This window comes from uncultured Methanobrevibacter sp., from assembly GCF_902774605.1.
Classification (GTDB): domain Archaea; phylum Methanobacteriota; class Methanobacteria; order Methanobacteriales; family Methanobacteriaceae; genus Methanocatella.
This window is the reverse complement of sequence record NZ_CACYJE010000036.1, coordinates 1-18,124: the sequence shown is the minus strand read 5'-3', so window position 1 is coordinate 18,124 and position 18,124 is coordinate 1. Positions and strand designations below refer to the sequence as shown.

Annotated in this window: 21 protein-coding genes; 18 read left to right on the top strand and 3 right to left on the bottom strand. The window is 40.6% G+C overall.

Annotated features, from left to right (window positions below):
- The 16 genes from QZU77_RS07445 to QZU77_RS07370 all read left to right on the top strand — a co-directional run.
- Positions 1 to 1,204, top strand: a 1,204-nt coding sequence (locus tag QZU77_RS07445; protein ID WP_295602431.1) for an NADAR domain-containing protein, incomplete at its 5' end; no start/stop codon positions are given.
- Positions 1,205 to 1,422: 218 nt separating this feature from the next.
- Positions 1,423 to 2,493, top strand: a complete 1,071-nt coding sequence (locus tag QZU77_RS07440) for a tetratricopeptide repeat protein (RefSeq protein ID WP_295602424.1) — start codon at positions 1,423 to 1,425, stop codon at positions 2,491 to 2,493.
- Positions 2,490 to 2,804, top strand: a complete 315-nt coding sequence (locus tag QZU77_RS07435; RefSeq protein WP_295602422.1) for a hypothetical protein — start codon at positions 2,490 to 2,492, stop codon at positions 2,802 to 2,804. The genes QZU77_RS07440 and QZU77_RS07435 overlap by 4 nt, the downstream gene beginning before the upstream one ends.
- A 674-nt stretch (positions 2,805 to 3,478) precedes the next feature.
- Positions 3,479 to 3,655, top strand: coding sequence for a hypothetical protein (locus tag QZU77_RS07430; RefSeq protein ID WP_295602415.1), 177 nt, complete (start codon positions 3,479 to 3,481; stop codon positions 3,653 to 3,655).
- Positions 3,652 to 3,783 (top strand): hypothetical protein, encoded by a 132-nt coding sequence (locus tag QZU77_RS07425; RefSeq protein WP_295602403.1) that lies wholly within the window; start codon positions 3,652 to 3,654, stop codon positions 3,781 to 3,783. The genes QZU77_RS07430 and QZU77_RS07425 overlap by 4 nt, the downstream gene beginning before the upstream one ends.
- A 172-nt stretch (positions 3,784 to 3,955) precedes the next feature.
- Positions 3,956 to 4,825, top strand: coding sequence for a hypothetical protein (locus tag QZU77_RS07420; RefSeq protein ID WP_295602401.1), 870 nt, complete (start codon positions 3,956 to 3,958; stop codon positions 4,823 to 4,825).
- A 195-nt stretch (positions 4,826 to 5,020) separates the two neighbouring features.
- Positions 5,021 to 5,899 (top strand): tetratricopeptide repeat protein, encoded by an 879-nt coding sequence (locus QZU77_RS07415; protein ID WP_295602399.1) that lies wholly within the window; start codon positions 5,021 to 5,023, stop codon positions 5,897 to 5,899.
- 15 nt (positions 5,900 to 5,914) lie between these two features.
- Positions 5,915 to 6,604: a hypothetical protein gene (locus tag QZU77_RS07410; RefSeq protein WP_295602398.1), complete on the top strand. Its 690-nt coding sequence runs from the start codon at positions 5,915 to 5,917 to the stop codon at positions 6,602 to 6,604.
- Positions 6,605 to 6,804: 200 nt separating this feature from the next.
- Positions 6,805 to 7,056 carry a hypothetical protein gene (locus tag QZU77_RS07405; RefSeq protein WP_295602396.1) on the top strand — a complete coding sequence of 84 codons (252 nt, stop codon included), beginning with the start codon at positions 6,805 to 6,807 and terminating at the stop codon, positions 7,054 to 7,056.
- A gap of 404 nt (positions 7,057 to 7,460) precedes the next feature.
- Positions 7,461 to 8,033, top strand: coding sequence for a type IV pilin (locus tag QZU77_RS07400; RefSeq protein ID WP_295602390.1), 573 nt, complete (start codon positions 7,461 to 7,463; stop codon positions 8,031 to 8,033).
- A gap of 196 nt (positions 8,034 to 8,229) precedes the next feature.
- The gene (locus QZU77_RS07395) at positions 8,230 to 8,829 is read left to right on the top strand and encodes a hypothetical protein (RefSeq protein WP_295602380.1); all 600 of its coding nucleotides are present in this window, start codon (positions 8,230 to 8,232) and stop codon (positions 8,827 to 8,829) included.
- Between the two features lie 221 nt (positions 8,830 to 9,050).
- Positions 9,051 to 9,593 (top strand): zinc ribbon domain-containing protein, encoded by a 543-nt coding sequence (locus tag QZU77_RS07390; protein ID WP_295602378.1) that lies wholly within the window; start codon positions 9,051 to 9,053, stop codon positions 9,591 to 9,593.
- Between the two features lie 9 nt (positions 9,594 to 9,602).
- Complete coding sequence (locus tag QZU77_RS07385) at positions 9,603 to 10,034, top strand: zinc-ribbon domain-containing protein (RefSeq protein ID WP_295602375.1); 432 nt, start codon at positions 9,603 to 9,605, stop codon at positions 10,032 to 10,034.
- Positions 10,035 to 10,053: 19 nt separating this feature from the next.
- Positions 10,054 to 10,509: a zinc ribbon domain-containing protein gene (locus QZU77_RS07380; protein ID WP_295602369.1), complete on the top strand. Its 456-nt coding sequence runs from the start codon at positions 10,054 to 10,056 to the stop codon at positions 10,507 to 10,509.
- A 360-nt stretch (positions 10,510 to 10,869) separates the two neighbouring features.
- On the top strand, positions 10,870 to 12,783 hold the full coding sequence (locus tag QZU77_RS07375; protein ID WP_295602358.1) for a hypothetical protein: 1,914 nt from the start codon (positions 10,870 to 10,872) through the stop codon (positions 12,781 to 12,783).
- 659 nt (positions 12,784 to 13,442) lie between these two features.
- Positions 13,443 to 13,691 carry an ADP-ribosylglycohydrolase family protein gene (locus QZU77_RS07370; protein ID WP_295602356.1) on the top strand — a complete coding sequence of 83 codons (249 nt, stop codon included), beginning with the start codon at positions 13,443 to 13,445 and terminating at the stop codon, positions 13,689 to 13,691.
- Between the two features lie 284 nt (positions 13,692 to 13,975).
- Here QZU77_RS07370 and QZU77_RS07365 read toward each other — a convergent pair whose 3' ends face one another.
- Positions 13,976 to 14,197, bottom strand: a complete 222-nt coding sequence (locus tag QZU77_RS07365; RefSeq protein ID WP_295602353.1) for a hypothetical protein — start codon at positions 14,195 to 14,197, stop codon at positions 13,976 to 13,978.
- A gap of 89 nt (positions 14,198 to 14,286) precedes the next feature.
- Positions 14,287 to 15,147 carry a hypothetical protein gene (locus QZU77_RS07360; protein WP_295602351.1) on the bottom strand — a complete coding sequence of 287 codons (861 nt, stop codon included), beginning with the start codon at positions 15,145 to 15,147 and terminating at the stop codon, positions 14,287 to 14,289.
- A 353-nt stretch (positions 15,148 to 15,500) separates the two neighbouring features.
- On the opposite strand from QZU77_RS07360, the gene QZU77_RS07355 reads away from it, so the two are divergent.
- Together QZU77_RS07355 and QZU77_RS07350 are read left to right on the top strand one after the other, a co-directional pair.
- Positions 15,501 to 17,021 carry a gamma-glutamylcyclotransferase gene (locus tag QZU77_RS07355; RefSeq protein WP_295602341.1) on the top strand — a complete coding sequence of 507 codons (1,521 nt, stop codon included), beginning with the start codon at positions 15,501 to 15,503 and terminating at the stop codon, positions 17,019 to 17,021.
- A gap of 66 nt (positions 17,022 to 17,087) precedes the next feature.
- Positions 17,088 to 17,342: a hypothetical protein gene (locus QZU77_RS07350; protein ID WP_295602333.1), complete on the top strand. Its 255-nt coding sequence runs from the start codon at positions 17,088 to 17,090 to the stop codon at positions 17,340 to 17,342.
- An 8-nt stretch (positions 17,343 to 17,350) separates the two neighbouring features.
- On the opposite strand, the gene QZU77_RS07345 is transcribed toward QZU77_RS07350, so the two are convergent.
- A partial coding sequence (locus tag QZU77_RS07345) for an MFS transporter (RefSeq protein WP_295602321.1) occupies positions 17,351 to 18,124 on the bottom strand: 774 nt, incomplete at its 5' end.

The window sequence follows — 18,124 nt, the reverse complement described above, 5'->3', positions numbered from 1 at the left end:
GGTCTATCCCGAGCTGACCGCATGGACAATAGGATGGAGAATGGGCTACGGAGAGGATTACGTAATGAACGAACCTCCAAGGGATGAGGAATTCTTCAAGCTTTTCCCAAGGCCAAGAAACTGGCTATTCGACCCAAGGGAATGCAGGGTAAAGCCGATTCCGCTTCTCGGTTTCCTATGGGATGATGAGGGAAAGCCAAAATACGGCAAAACAGGTGATGAGAATGTGGCAGTCAATGACTTCATCACTCTCAAAGACGAGCATGACTTCAGATGCGACCACTACTCATTCACATCAATCGAGCATGCAATGCTGTTCGCAAAATTCTTCTCATACAACAGATGCGGCCATGATGCAGGATTGGATGAGCTTGAGGGATTGTCACTGAATCCGGAAGAGGAGGAGAACTGGAGATTTTTCAAATACACCATATGCCTCAATGCATGCTACTACCTCTTCATGCAAAGCGCCGACTTGAAGGAGAAGCTCCTTGCAACCGGCGAGAAACCACTAGTGTATGAGAGTGACGATGAGTGGGGAGGCGATGAGAACCTCCTGGGATTTGCCCTAATGGAAGTTCGAGATGAGATTAGAAGGTTATGTGAAAACGAGGATTTGATCGACTGGGAGTACACTGAATACATACAGAACGCCTACCCTTACATAGACCACGGCAAGGACATGGTCAATGACCCGCAATCAGCGGAGCACAGGGTTGTTGAAACAATCATCCGCAACTCCTCAAGGTATGTGCGTGACGCAAACCTCGATGAGGGCATTGCCGGCAAGTATCAGAAGGGCCAGATTTTGACCGAAAGGGGATTCGTCGATGCAACCGACAAGATCGGGGGCATGATGACCACTCACCGATACATGATACTGTCAGGATACATGGCTGACCTGTCCAAGTTCGAGAAGGGCACCGATTGGGGACTGCACACTGCCAAGAGCGGCTCAAGGTTCAAGGTGCTTGATGTATTCACAGTCGAAGGCAGGACTCAGATTTCATTGCTGCATTTGCCTGACGGGTTTGAGGAAGTGTTTGAAAAGCACTGTGACCTTGAGGATGAACTGGTTGATGAATTGCGCAGGCAATTCAGGGACAATTTAAACACTGAACCGGTTGCTGAGGTCAACACTCCCGAATGGCTTGAAAGATGCTTCTTTCCAATAGGAATGAGTGATGATGGTGAATTCTTCTAATATCATGCACATGCCACATCAACTTTTTCATTTTCCCATCGGCTTGTTTAAAATTCTTAACTTAAACCATGATCATCATGATGGTGGCTTTGATGAATTGTGTTTTAATCAATCGGTTCATCAAGCATGATGGGGCTTCAATCCATGCATGATACAGCAATTGTTATTACTTCCTTTGAATATATACTAGATTATAAATATAGGAAAGGTGATAGTTCATGCCAATGTGTCCAAACTGCGGGTCATACGTTTCAGCAGGCTCACCCATGTGCAGCTGCGGAACCACATTCTCCCAAAGCTCCTATGATGAGCTGCAATACGTTAACCATGAGGAAAGTCTGCGCGAGATTGCAAACAACTGCTGCAAGATTGCAAAAAACCATGAAAAGCACGGCAGATATGCCGAAGCCATAAACGAGTATGAAAAGGCACTCCACTTCAACTACAGTTCCAAAATATTAATCAGCATGGGTGAAACGTTCATGAAAATGGGAAAATATGAGGAAGCCCTTGAATGCTTCGAGGATTCAAGTGGAGGATATGAGAGGTTCCTGTCAATGGGTGAAGCACTTGCATATCTTGAAAGATATGATGAGGCATTTGAAAAGTTCGACATTGCAATCGAAAAAATCGAGGACAGATTCACGCCGTACGGCGAACCGAAAGATGAAAGGGACAGGGAAAAATATCAGAAATGGAATGAGCAAAACGAAAGAGATAAAAACAAAGAGCTTTCAAGAGCATATAATAAAATTGGCTGGACATACTACCTTAAAGGGGATTACGACAAGGCAATAAAATATTTTGAGGACGGCATCGCCAGGGATTATGACTATGCAAACAACTGGAACTGCAAGGCAATCGCACTTCAATACAAGGGGGAGTACGAGAAGGCGCTGAAATTCTTCGACATTGCATTGAGCATGGATGATGATGAGGTAATAAGGGACAATAGGAAGCGATGCTTAGACGAGTATAACAATAAACCCGTTGAAAACAATGAAAAAGAAAAGCCTGAAAGTGATGATTGTAGCATCTCCAAGAAATATGACCCTGACAGGGACTGGAATGGCGAGGCGGTTGAAATGGAATACGAAGGTCATTATCCGAGTGCCTTGAAATACTATGACATTGCATTAGGCCTATGTGATGATCCAGTGGTTAGAAGCAACAGGCAAAGGTGCCTTGAAAAGTATGCCAAGGCATTTGATGAGGGTTCTGTTGAGTGGAGCGAATACCTCACTGAGGCGCTGGATTATGCAAGCTCCAAAAAAGGAGAGGGAAAATGATACTTAATGAAAAATATGTTCTACACATACCGCTATTTAGGCACAGGGACGGATGTCTGGAAGAGTTAGAAATCGACGAGTTACTTGATGGGTTGATTGAAAATCTGGACTGCGAAAGCTTTTATACCTCAAGGGTAGTTAGCTATTACAAGTCACGTTGCTTTGATGAGATGCTGATTACGGTTTTCACTAACGATGATGAGGTGGCTAAAGTTTTTGGGGAATGGTTCAGGGCTAACAATCATGTTCTGGGTCAGGAAGCGTTCTCATATGAACATAATCATGTGCTTGTCATTGAGAAATTGAGATAAGATTTCAATTGATGGCTGGAATAGTTGATTTAAAGGTACTGTCTGTTTTTTCTTAATTTTTCAAAGTATTCATCTAATTTTCCTTCTTTTTCAGCTTGAATGTAGTCGGCTCTACGTTTTAGTGATTGTTCCCTCATTTCTATTTGTGCTTCTTTTCTACGTTTTTTTTTTAATTTGTTTTTCAGGTATGAATAACATACTGTCTCTCTTGATAATTATAAGGCTCAAATTATTTCTTCGGTGTATTTTATCCATTTCAAATTTCCAGCCTTTGTGATTAAAGCAATGTCTGATTCACTGCTGACTGTTTCCAAGTCTAGGGATAATTTCTGCTTCAAAGCTGTTAATTTATGGGTTCATTGTATGTTGCCATCTAATTATACAATATATTGGAATTTCATTTAAAGCCATAATTATTTTAATCGAAAATCTATTGTATACACTTTTAATCAACCATTATTTTAATTTAATGGTAGTTTATATGCTAAGTCCAATTCAGGTTTCCATTGCAGTTACCGCATGTCCTCACAGTTTTTTGAATGATTTTTTAATCAGACACGTCATCATATCATAATTTTTCATAATTTTTAAATATAAGTGAACTATTAAATAAGGTGAATGTGATAAAATAACTAAAAAAATTACTTTAGGATTATTATCAGATTGTCTTTGCAGTGGTCGTTCCTCTTTTGGGATTTGCAATCGATTTGCCTGGGCACGTTTTTGTGCTTTTGATCTTTTTCGGACTCCTGGACAGTTCGATACATGCCATTTCTCAATTTTGGATGAGCTCATCAGTACTGGAAGCACAGGAGTTTGCAAACGGTTATTATCTTTTCATAACAACATGAATCGGGCGATTGGAATATTCATTGGGGGAATTTTCCTCGATTCGGGATTGGCGATTATGATAATCCTCACATCTGTTGCATGCCCTATGGCGGTATATAGGATCCGCAAGTTCCCGCATTTGAGATGAGTTGCATCTCTTTAAGCAGAGTGTTATAAAAATTAGAGGATTGCACTCTGCTTAATATATTTTTTCAATTATCATCAAAAGTTTAATATGAACTTTGAACAAATAATATTACAGGCAGGTACCTGTTGTTGGATAATATTTATTTGCCTAAATCAAAGTTAGGGAGAATGCAATGAATCCGTTTTTTAATAATTTCATTAATCTTTCAGTTTCAATAGCTATTTTTGCGCTGTTTGTGGTTATGCTAAGATTAATAATGGGAAAGGTGAGGAATTCCTCCCTCGGCTATCTCAATCCCACTGCATTCCTTCCCGAGGAGGAACTCAAGGCATTGAAACAGTCCTATTACCTGCTGATGATTCTGCTTTTGTTCATCATGCTTGTGAACTTCTTTTTTGACAATAACATTGTCATGAGCAACAGTCCGAGCTTTTACATGCTGCATGCATTTCTGGACATACTTGTTTCAGCATATATTATTTCAATCCTCTATGAAAAATCATATAAAAGGATGATATTGATAGTTTGCCTGGTTCCAATTTCAACATTTTCATTTTTACTTTTTGGCGATACGATACTTGAATACTTTAATATATTGCGCATTCCCGCTTTCATATATTTAATCAAATACTTCTATGACAAGTTCCGCGCTTACACTACCGAGAACGGTCTGGGTTTTTCAATGATGCTTTTGTTTGCAGTGCTTTTCATCGGCATCATTTTCACCATGTTCATTGAAAACAAGGACCCGCTGAATGCGGTGGTGCTGGTTTCCAATGCATTTACAAGCAACGGATATGTGATCATGGGCGAAAGCATAGGGGGAAAGATCAACAATTTATTCCTGATTTGGAGCGGATACGTACTGTCTGGGGCGGCCACTGCAACGTTGACTGCGGCTATTCTGATTCGCCGGTTTAAGGGCAGGTTTGAAGAGTATGACATGAAGATTGAGGAGGTTCAATCTTCACTTGATGAGCTCAAGAGGCAGGATGAGAAGCTTGACGAGTTGAAATCTTCAATTGATGAGCTTAAAAGATAATCGTGTGTATTGAATTCATCTGATTCAAGAGTTTTCATTGAATAGTCATTTTCAAGCTAATCCAAGTCGACATTGTTAATGTTTTAAAAATTTTTACACACAAAATAATAACAAAGTTTATTAACAAGTTGTTAACAAATAATTATTTGTGGACAATCACGCCACAAAACAACCATTAACCGAGGTGCATATAAAATGATAGAACCATTACTAGACAAATGCGAAGCACTATACAACCACGGGGACTATGAAAACCTCATCAAAACCTGCGATGAAGTGCTTGAAATAGAAAAAGAAGAACCGGCTAGCATGAACTACAAGGCAATCTCCCTGTACTATTTGGGAAAATACGACGAGACCCTAGGGATACTTGACCACTGCCTCAAGCTGCATCCGACCAACCACTACGCCTTAAACAACAAGGCACTCGTATACATCGCACAGGGCGAATACGAGAAGGCATTGGAATGCTGCGAAAAGGGGCTTGAAAGCAGGGAACTTGACTGGCTTCAGATAAACAAGATAGAATCCCTCATCCATCTTGGAAGAACCGACGAGGCATACCAGTACTACCAAAGCGTAAAAATACCATACTACACATTCCAGGAAGCCCTTGACAACTGCGGAGTCACAGAAAAGAGGCCAAAAGACCAGCTCGATAAAGTGGATGAACTCTTCCGGGAGGAAAAATACGAGGAAGTGTTAAGATTATGCGGCGAGACTGAAACAAGCGAACGGCTCATGGACTACTGGATAGTGTCACTCATATGCCTTAAAAGGTTCGATGAGGCATTGAAAATCACAGGCGATGCAATCGATGCATACCCGTACAATCCATGCTTCCCACTATTCAAGGCGAAAATATCGCTCATGTGCAGGGACATTGACGCAGCGATTGAAGGCTACGAGCAGGCCTTCAGAATCGACGGGCTGAGCAACCACAGGCTCGAGATAAACGATTACAACAGATGCCTTGCCCTCAAGACCCACATCTTCATCGATTCCGGAGAGCATGAGGAGGCAATCAGGACACTTCAAAAGACCATAAAAACCAAACAGGGGAAATTCGAGTAAGGGAGGCGATAAAATATGGCGATTGTGAATGAGTACAAGTGCATGGACTGCGGACTCGAAATAACTGATGACTGCAGGCTATTCCACCATGACGAGGAAAGCGGAGAGACAGTGGATTACATGCTCCTGATGAGTACAGTTAATTTGGGTTTTAAATCCCGCATACGCGGGAGCGTGAGTGAAACATACTGCAGGGACTGCAACAGGCACCTTTTGGTGTACACAATACGTGAAATCATAGGGGAAGTGGAAAACCCCTGCAAGACAATACTGGAGGGAGTTGAAAAGCATAGGGGCAATCTTCTTAAGGAATTGGATAAGTTGAATGAAATCAAAAGAAAAGCGGAATACGTCATCATCGAAAAGGACAATCACTACGAGGTGACATTCCCAGGACTTGATGGATTCTTCTATTCAAGCTACCTGCTTCCCCATATGGGCAGGGAGGAAGTCATAAATGATGCATTGGATGATTTCCACGAGCAAATCGACGATAAGTTCGACCGCCTCCAAGCAAGATACGATAGGCTTGCAAGGGCGATGATCCGGGTGGTTGATGAAAACGGCAAGATTAGGGATGATGGTTCTGAGAAGGTGAACTGTCCCGAATGCGGAAGAGAAATCGACAAGCATATAAAATCCAATTCAAAGTGTCCAAGATGCGGAAGCCGTATGGGTCTGATGAAATCTATGTGCTGCGATTAATTGTGAATATGAGAAAAAGTAGTTGTTTAAATTTAATGTCCCTTGCAAAGTAGTTCTACTTTACAATTCAATATATATGCATGTGGACTATATTATTATTTGGAGATGTACTTCTAATAGAATGAGTATCTAGCGGAGTAATGTTATTTAATCAATGATAAAATGTAGAAAAAACCAAACTGATTGGAGGAGTGATTGATATGAAAACCTGTCCAAGCTGCGGATCAATACTTGCAGATAACGAACCCTACTGTGAAAACTGCGGATTTAACCCGGATTATGATATGGGAAGCTGGAATGGAGGATATCGAAGAAGGCCTAAAAAGGCATATTATCATGGAGACCATATTAAAGACACTGATCCTTATGTTTTTGGAAAAGAAGTCGATTGGATAATTTTTGCGTTTGCATTTGGATTTTTGATTTTCACAATAGTGCTTTGTGTCTTATAATTTTTTTTTTTAGGCGGAGGAGAATATGATGCATGATTTAAAAGGTGGAAGAGAAATTTCATGAATACTTGAAATCAAGATTAAATGAGGAATATTATCGCATAGATGAAATTAAAATAACAAAGGATTTATTGGAACAGGAAGACCAATCGGTGATACAAATGAACTTAAAAAATTAGTTCACTAAATCTGCAAATACAGCACATTAATCCATGCCAGCAATAAAAACAGTATGCACAGAATTGTGGGCTTATTCTGATTATTCATATTTTTTTCAACCATCCAAAACCTATTGAGTTCATTCAGATTCAAATCTCTTTCCTTAAAACGATATTTCCTGTTTATATTAAGATATAAATAACATATTAACGAGATATACAACTATAATTAAAAGGTTGATTAAAATGGAAAATAGGAATATAATCATAATTCTAGTTGTGATCGTGGTGATTCTTGCAGCGGTTGTCGGTTTCATGGCATTAAATCCGATAAATGCAAAGCAACCCGCTAAAATTAAAATCACCAGTGACAAGGAGCAATATGAGGGTGGAGAATTATCAATTAAATTGACTGACTTGAACGGGACACCAATATCAAAGGAGGTCGTGAATGTCACAGTCACAAATTCAAAGGGCAAGATTGTAGTTGATGATGTTGTCAAGACCAATTCAAAGGGCAAGGCTGAACTTGATTTGGACTTGAAGAAGGGCAAATATGAAGTGAATGTTACTTATGGTGGAAATGAGAACTACACTGCAAACGGCACCTCTCAAAAATTGACCATTAAAGAGGAAGTGAAAGAAACACAACAAGTAAGTTCTTCATCAAGCTCGTCTTCAGATGAATGGGTTTATGGAACTGGAGCAGGGGGTTCAGATGACCCGAATATTCACTGGAAGAGGAATGTAAAAACAGGATATGCTGAATATTATAATGAAAAAACTGGTGAATCTTGGGGTGGTTATAACATAGCTTAAAAACCAATATGATATAAAAGTAGTCAAAAATAACATTTTGACTTCTGTTCTATTTATTTAAATGTTAATTGACACGCATAATTTGCTTTAACGAGATTAACTCAGGTTATTTGTCAAATAAATTGAAAAGGCATTCATAAAGTTTAACATAACTTATAAATAACTTGCTAATAACTATATTCTCTAGAGGATTTAAATGGAAAACAAGCATATCATAATAATACTTGTAATAGTCATCGTCGCCCTTGCGGCAGGTATTGGAGTGATGCTATTCAATCAATCCGTTGCTAAGGACCCGACAGTTGTTGACATTACAAGCGACAACAAGCAAACAGAGAATAGTGCTGAATTGGCAGTCAAACTGCAGGATGTGAAGAATAATCCTGTTTCAGGTGAAATAGTGAACGTTAAAATCACAGACAAGAACGGCAAGGTTGTCGTTGATGATGTGGTCAAGACCAACTCAAAGGGAAAGGCCAAGCTAAGCCTGGACTTGAAGAAGGGCAAGTATGATGTTGAAGTGGTTTATGGAGGAAATGACAACTACACTGGAAACAATGCAACTCAGAAGTTAACCCTCAAGGAAGAGGAAGTCGCAGCGGCATCAGAGCCTGCACAGTCCCAGCCATCCGTTTACGCCTACAAGTCCGACGGAACACCGATGTACAGTCAGGCGGAAGTTGACAGCTATATGCTGAACAAGTATGGTATGGTTAACTATCACATTAAGGAAAACAGGTACATTGACATGGATGAGCCTGGATTCGACGATAAGGGTAACTATATCGGCTATTAGAATTTGATTCTTTTTTTGATTTAGGGAAGTCTGATGATGCATAGCACCATCAATTCCCGATTTTATTCAATATTTTTTTTAGAAATTTCGCGTTTCCATTTCCCTGCGCAAAATCATCAATTGGGTATATTTTTATATATTGAAAATAATACTAGTATATAAGTAATAAGATGTGTTTAATTGAGACATATCATATTGCAATTAATTTTTGGAGGAGTAATATGGGAATTAGTTTAAATATTGAGACTAATAATGAAACTGAGTTTAACCAACAATTGCAGATGTACCTTGCACAGGGATACAGCATGCAAAGCAATTTTAATGGAACAGCAATTCTTAAGAAAAAATCCTACAGCGTGGGAGTGTTGATTGTTTTAATCATCTTCCTGTTTCCTATCGCCATCATATACTATCTTCTTGCATCAGATGATATCGTAACCATAACAAACAATGGCGGACAGGCACCAAGGGCAAGCGCAGCTGCAGGTTCTCCATCAAACGTCTCATATGATGCATATTGTGAGGAATGCGGTCAGGGACTCTTCAAGGACTCCAAGTTCTGCCCTGGATGCGGAAGGGACTTGAGCGAAGTTGAGAACGAGCCTGTTGAAACATTGCCTGTGGAAACCGATAATGTTGAGGGCGAAGCTGGCGAGACCGATACTGTTGAGGATGAGCCTCTTAAATGCGAAAGCTGCGGCACCGAATTGACTGAAGAACATAGGTTCTGCCCTAACTGCGGTGCGGCAGTGAATGAGGAATGAGGATGGAAAATGTCCTACTGTAACAATTGCGGCAAAGAGGTCAAGGATACTGCCAGGTTCTGCCCGGCATGCGGAGCATCACTGGATGAGGATGCCCCTTCACCGGACAATCAGAACGATAATGTTTCCGGAACACCATGCCCTCAATGCGGATCCATCGTGCCTTTCGGAAACGTTGCATGCACAAACTGCGGAAGCATGCTCAACCCTGAAAAGCACACCGCAGCCATTGTCATTGGATACATCTGCTCAATATTCATCCCAATCATTGGGATAATAATTGGAATATACCTGCTTACAAGGCCTAACAGGGACGTTCACAAGCATGGTGTAATCATGATTGTGCTGGCGATAGTCCTGAGCATTATCTCGATTATGATATTCTTTTCATACATGTCATATGTCAATTCAATGAGTTATTACAATAGTTACTACTATTAAACGGGAAAAATGGGATATTATGGCGAGTTTTTGCGACAAGTGCGGTCATGAATTGAAAAACGAGAATGCAAGGTTCTGCGACAAGTGCGGAGCGGAAGTGAAAATCAGAAACAGTCAAGCAGGCAATGCCCAGGGTGTGATGACGGCATGCCCCCATTGCGGCCAGGCCACTCCAATGGGACTTGACAAATGTGAAAACTGCGGATCCACGCTGGAGAACAATACCGCTGCAGTCATTATAGGATACATTATAACATTATTGCTTCCCCTGCTTGGATTGATACCTGCAATATACCTTTTGACAAGGAAAAACGGAAAGGCAAGGACCCAGGGAGTATTTCTTATAGGAATAATAATTCTGATGATTATCTTGAATTTAATATTCTCGGTTTGGATTGGATATGTGGTAGTGATTATTGCAATGGTTGTGGCGGCTTTTCTCTGGTTTGATGATTACACATTATTCCCAAATTGATTTAAATTGTTTTTTTTTTTTTGTTCGATTGATATTTCGAGCAAAAAAAACACTCATTTTTAATTCCATAAGTGTTGCGATTAACTTTGAATATAAGAAGATAATTGTTTCGCTAATGCAGGGTAGTTTAATTTTGCGATTTCCCGGGTGTAATGGCAATTTCTTGAAAATTAACTAATAATAGTCACTGATCTTTCGATTTTTCTTATTTTTTTTAAACAATTTCTATTTTTTCTAAAATTTTTCCATCATACCATATGAAATTCACTAGTTATTCATTTAATTGTTTTTAAATTAAATAAAAAATGTATTTATATTGTAATGTTAAAAATATTATATAAAAAATTCAAAGTGATAATTATGAAGATCAAATATTTATTGCTGGCATGCTTGATGCTGGCCATTTTAACGGTGGGGGCGGCTAGTGCATCGCAGGACATTTCCCCTGATGGTAATCTCACAGCAGTTCCCGAAGAGGTTCAGGAAGTTTCCTCCCATGATGATGGCGAGGATTCCTTAGGAGAATCTGTCAAGGCAGATGTGTTTAATGTTAATTATGAAAAGTCGATTGCCGTAAACTCCAAGGCATCTGTTTTGGACGTTTATTATTATGACAATGATGTCAGCGGCAATTTAACAGTTACCGTCGGTGATGACATTGACCCAAGTTATAACAGGATATTCAGTGAAGACGCAAGCGTCTATTTGAGTGACCTTAATATAAATGCCGAGGGAACCTATAAAATCAGTGCGAATTTTCATCCAAAATCAGGCAGCGTCATTCATCTCATTGACTATGATTTGACCGTGACCGGTAAGGAAGGGTATGATGGGCTCAGTGTTTTCATAGGCAATACGGAAGTGAACCTGCCTAATGATGATACGGAGGATTATCAATTCTATAATGCTGGTGATTTTGTATATATTACTCCTAATAGTGGATTGAATGGAGATGTTCTCATATATTTGGATGGGGAGTTATATTTCAACAAGACCCTGCCTTTAGATGACAGTTATCTGGACTATTATGATGAGGACTATGTTATCAATTTAGGCGACCTGAACAGGAAACCTGGTGTTGGCAAACACTTTGTCGAGGTCAAGTATGACAATGGAAGCGACGTGTTTTTAGTCAAGTCAAGGATGATTACAATTTCCTATTATGTATATTTTGAATATATTTCCTTGGACAAAACCGGTGAAAATGTTGAAGCACTAATCTATTTGCCTAGTGATGCAACAGGAAACCTCTATGTGACATTTGAAGGCAAGAAATATAAAGTTAACTATAAGAAATCTGATGAATATGTTCCGGCATTTGGGGAGGTGCTGATTCCTGCAAAATCACTGAAATTAAATAAGAAATATAATATCAAACTTCAGCTGACCAATGATCCCCTCTATCCTGATGTGGCCGGTGAAGATTCCTTTTCAATCAAGCCATATATTTTACGTCCTTACACTAGCATGAGCGTAAATGAAAAGCAGTATGTTGAAATAAGATTGCCAAGCACTTATTCAGGAACCTTCAAGCTGTATGATTCTAAAAACAAGCTGGTTTCAAGTGTAAAGGTGGCTAAGGGTAAGGCGAAAATACCGATTTCAGGCTTAAAAGAGGGTTATCATTATTTCACCGCCAAGTATGTTGACGGAAAATATGTGTATGAAGAGGAATTTTATGTTGATGTCGAAAAGAATGTCGGCGGCATTTCAGCCAGTGTCTCCGCTTCAAAAATAAATGTTGGAAAAAGCGTAACGGTTAAGATTCAGGGGCCTAGAATTCTTGACCATAACTTTGAAGTTAGCGTCGATGGGGATTATGAAATTGATAAACATGATGTGATTGTATCAAAAGATGGTGTTGTAAGCTTTTCCGTTCCGTTTAAAACCGCAGGCCAACATGCAATCAAGCTGGTGATAAGTGGATGGTACGGTTTGGATGATGAAAACCATTATTTCTACTCAAACACTTTCCACATTGTCGTGAAGGATGTTGTCAAGCTGACCATTAAAAAGGTTAAGGTTAAAAGGTCCGCCAAAAAGCTTGTTTTGACTGCAACATTGAAAATCAACGGTAAGGTTCCTAAAAAAGGAACAAAAATAACATTCAAGTTCAAGGGCAAAAAATATATAGGCAAAACCAATGCCAAAGGTGTTGCAAAGATTAAAGTGGCTAAGAAAGTTCTCAAGAAACTTAAAAAAGGCAAGAAAGTGACTTACTCAGCAACTTATGGCAAAGTTACCAAGAAAGTCACTGTTAAAGTGAAGAAGTAACATTTTTGTTCTTACTCACTTTTTTCTTTTATTTTTCCCACCACAATACTTAAACCGACACCAGATTATTTTAACACTTAAAAGTTATTCCTGCTTTTTACATCATCATGCTTTTCACTATTGTGGTGATGCCTATGTTGAAAAGTCGCAGGCATCGTTTCGGTATATGCATGTGTCGGTAGAAAACATGCTTTCCAATCAAAAGTCTGTGAATCGACCACTTGAAAAAGGGGATGGTGAAAATGGATCGTTCATCCTCCCAAAGTCCATTCAGGGTTATGGTCGATTCTGGGTGATGGTTGGGTTTTGCAGCGTTTCCTGATGCATCCTGGCATTGAATTTGGTGATGTTTGAGATTTGAACATGGATTGCAGGCGTATGGGTTTCCGGCGGTGGGTTGTCCTCAAATCACAATATGTTCAGGGGGTTTACTCCCATCGGGTTTGCTATTGCACTGATGTGCTCACTGTCCAATATACACAAGATAACAACAATATTTATTGAGAAGTTGTTAACAATAAATATTTGTGAACCAAAAAATTAGCAATCACCATGAATCTTAAGAAACCCTGGCGAATGGGCCAAGGTATACGCCACGATTTGAAAGATTGGAAAAAATATTCACTCATTAATATATTATGATAATGGAGGATGATAACATGAAAGTAAAAGATGGAATAATGGGACTGGTCATAGGGGACGCATTGGGCGTGCCTGTTGAATTCAAATCAAGAAGATACCTTGAAAAAAACCCAGTCACAGGAATGGGGAGCGGTGGAGTGCATGGCATGCCCCGTGGGACATGGTCCGACGACACCTCAATGACACTTGCGACAATGCAAAGCATAGTCAGCACCAACGGCATAGACCTTGAGGACATAATGAATGAGTTCGTCCAGTATGAATAAAAAGATAATTGAAACTATTTTTGAAAAGATAATCTTGAATACTATAAATAAATGTTTTTATGAGTATGAATATGATCTTAAAGCATTTGAAGAGTGTGCTGAAAAATATGGGACGTTCATCGCAAGGTTGAATCATTCTCCGTATTTGTCTATGATGAGTTGGACCTCGGAATTATTTGTTTGTGTTTTTAACATTTTAATTATTTAAATACTTAATTTTCTTAAAACAATTAGTTTTCGGGTCTTTTAAAAAAATAAAATGAGAAAGCTTTAAGTGAGGAGTTTTAAAGCTTTCTTTTAATGTTTTTGATTTGGTCGAGTGAAAGGCCTGTGTTTCGGGAGATGAACTCCTCTTCAACTCCTTCTTTAAGTAAATTTCTGGCAACTTCAAATTTATTCTCGATGATGCCGTCGGCTTTTCCGTCGAAATAGATTACGTCGAATCCTTCTCCATATTTGTCTATGATGCGTTGGACCTCAGATTTGTTTGTTTGTGTTTTTAACATTTTAATCATCTATATAATTAATTTTCTTAAAACATTTAGTTTTCAGGTCTTTTAAAAAAATAAAATAAGAAAGCTTTAAGTGAGGAGTTTTAAAGCTTTCTTTTAATGTTTTTGATTTGGTCGAGTGAAAGGCCGGTGTTTCGGGAGATGAACTCCTCTTCAACTCCTTCTTTAAGTAAATTTCTGGCAACATCAACTTTGCCGTCGGCTTTTCCGTCGAAATAGATTACGTCGAATCCTTCTCCGTATTTGTCAATGATGCGTTGGACTTCAGAATTCTTTGTTTGTGTTTTTAACATTTCAATCATCCCTGACAATTCATCATCCTTGAAGAATCTTGCTAGAACCCTGATCTCGCATAGAATAATTTTCTTTTTGAAATCAGAATCCGGGATATTGGCGTTGCCGATTAAGCAACAAATCATGGTCATCAGTGATTTGATGGGCATGTCAATATCCATGTCCGGCAATATGAGCAAGTCTATTGCCTCCATATCGGTTAATTCCTCTTGTGTAATGGTTTTGTAGACAATTGTATTTAAAACTTTCCGGCCATCTCGTTGTTTGGTGAAGATGGTGTCGACGTGGAAAGTGATGTTCTTGTCTATTTCCACTTCATTTTTTCCATGGCGTGGATTGGCGATGCTTATGGCTCCGGTTTGAACCTCAAGGCTAGCATTTTGAGGGTCGTTGCGTGCGGACATGTGATAATCGAAGATGTCGCGCAGCTTGTCGTCATAGAGTGCCTTGGACATGAATTCAGTTATCTGGATGGTTTTCCCGTCAACCTTGACAACAATGTCCTTTCGCTGTCCGGTGTCGGGAATTTCAGTTTCAATGAATTCGATGGTTTCGCCTTCCCCGTAGAGGTATCGGTGAAACCTGATGCCTAACATTTTGTAGTTGAACTTGTATGACCTGTCAGCGGATTGAGGATTGTTCACTGGCATGGTCTGCCTCCTCATATTCTCTAACATTAGCTAAGGTTAAAATGTCTAGACAGGTTTTATATTGTGTTTGAAAGTATATAAATCGTTAAGTTATCGATTGGGGCAATTTTAAGCAGTTATTACAATTTTCCAATGTGGTGACAATATTTCCCTCAATAAGTTTGATTGCTTTTGGATGGTTTAGGCGGTTGTCAATTGTTCGATTGACTATAGTTATTTTGAAATATTTTTAACATTAACCAAAAACTTTATATATCTATAGCACATATATTATTATTGTGAAGACAATTCACCAAAGTTTTCACAATTACCTAAATTTTTTTTAAACCAACCAAAGATGGAGGACCATTGCCATGAATGAATTGAAATTCAATGAACAAAAACATATTGAACCTAGATTTGACGAACAACCAGAACCAGCCAAGAAAATGGAGGCCATCACTATGATTGAATTGAAACTAAACAAGCAACACGAACCTGAATTTGAAGAACTGTCAAGAATGCTCTGCGACTTAAGGAACTTCCTAAGCATTGAATCAGACTTCAATGATGCCAGATACAGGAGAAACCTTGAAGCTCTCATCGACTTCCAGGATGATGACGGAAGCTTCAAGCTATTCGACTCATACAGAATCCCAAGCGATGCGAGGGTTGACTTCTGCTTTATTCCAACATACATCTCAACTGCAATCCTCATGAAGGCATGCCTCACCGATCCGGAAAGATTCACCCAAAGGCATGAAGATGCACTCAGGAAGGGTCTTTTAAGCTCCTGTGCAAGAAACCTGACAGGACACGGCTATGAAGGCCGCAAGGGTCAAGTCGAATCCCTCAACATCTTCATGAAAGCAGGCCTCAGGGAATTCATAGACCTGCACTCAGACTTCTGCCCCGAGTTCACTGGGATGATTGAAAAAATAACCAGCAATTACTCTGAAATGGAATCCGAGGCCAAGTTCACCGGCCCATGGGGCGAAAGCTACGAGGAGGAAATCAGATCCGTCAACAGATACTTTTCACAAAGGAAAGTGTTTGTCTACGGAACACTGATGAGGGGCGAAGCCAATCACGGATACCTTGAAGATTCCACCTGCCTTGGCATGGCCACAATCAGGGGATATGACATGCACAGCTGCGGATGGTACCCTGCAATCACACCGGGACACAGTCTCATAATCGGAGAGCTCTACAATGTCCCAACCGCTGACATTCCATCCATTGACGCTCTTGAAGGGGAGGGCACACTCTATCTCAAGAAGGCCGAAAGGGTCAGCATCAAAGGCAAGACCACCTTTGCACTGGTTTATGTCTACAACGGCGACTTGACCGGCCATGAAAGGATACAATCATGGAGGAATGATTACGTCTGGTACGTGTCCTACGGAAGCAACATGCTCTATGACAGGTTCATGTGCTACATCAAGGGAGGGTCCTATGAGGAAAGCAGGCCACATCCTCCATGCAATGACACAACCGAACCTGTGGAGGTGAGACCTGTCGAGATACCATATGGAATGTATTTCGCAAACTCTTCCGGATCATGGCAGGGTAAGGGAGTGTCATTCCTTGACATCACCGGGAAGGGAAGAAGCCTGGGCGTTGCCTACCTCATAACCCGTGAGCAGTTCGACCATGTGGTTTTAAGGGAGAACGCCGGAAGGGCGCAGGACAGGGACTGCGGCTGGTATGAGGACACCATCACCCTGGGGGAGATGGACGGCATTGAGGTCGCCACACTCACCAATGCCGAGCTTCGAGCATACAATGAGCCATGCAGGGATTATCTTGACACATTGCGCAAGGGAATCAAGGAGAACTGGCCAGGGATGAGCGATGAGGAAATCAGGGATTATCTTATGGGATGCATGAGATAATCCCTCCTCATGCGAAAATGATTTAATAGTTAAAACGATAAATAGATTAAAAAAAGGTGATTAGGGATGATTGGATCAATAGGTGTCATACTGTTTTTCATTGCCGTGGCGGCATGCTGCTGTCTTGGAAGCGACAGCAAATCCTCCAACGGCACTTCACAGAAAAGAACCGCTTCAACAACCAGGCGAAACACTCAAAGCCAGACGGTGCATTACTCCTACTCTGAGTGCCCTTCCTGCGGTTCGCCATACTATGACGGGTACTGTGAGGAGTGCGGATACCCTGACATCAACCAGGGATGGCTCGGAGAGAACTACTAGAAAAGCCCTTAATTTGAACTTAAGATCTTTTCCTTCTCGTCAATGTAGACAATCGCCAGGATGAGCAGGATGACATGAAGCGCAAGCATTATCATTGAGGTCTGGTTGAACGCCACCACTGAAGCCAGGTCATGGCCGATGTTTCCTCCGGCAAGGATTGCAACCATCACGATTCCCAGTGATGAGCCTATCGCCGCAGCAATCTGCCTTAGGGTATTGTTGACGGCGGTTCCATCCTCAACCTTATCGGACACCATGGTCAATGTCCAGGTTGTGGCGGGCATCAGCACAAGGCCAAAGCCCATGAAGCGGATTGTCTGGGTTATTGTCATGAACTCGAAGCTTGAATCCTGGGTGTAGAGTGTCATGCTTGCAAATCCCACAATGGAGAGTATGCATCCGATTATGAGGACCTTCTTGATGCCGATTCTGTTTGCAAGCAATGGGCCGATGATGTTGAAGAGGATTATCAGAAGCCCTCCCGGAAGCAGGACTGAAGCGGATATGATGGCTGAGTTGTAGGCCACGCCCTGAATGAAGACAGGTATGAGGGCGGTGCATGCGTTGAGGCATCCGAACAGGATGCTTATGAATATTGTTCCGATGAGGAAATACTTGTTTTTCAGTATGGACAGGTTGATCAGAGGATTTTCTAGTTTTGGCTGGCGATTCACGAAAAGTGTTAAGGTCACGACCCCGACCATTATCGGAGCTATCACAAGGTGGTGTGCAAGGCCGTAGTCTGCAATGTTTGTAAACCCAAGCATCACTCCTGCGCATCC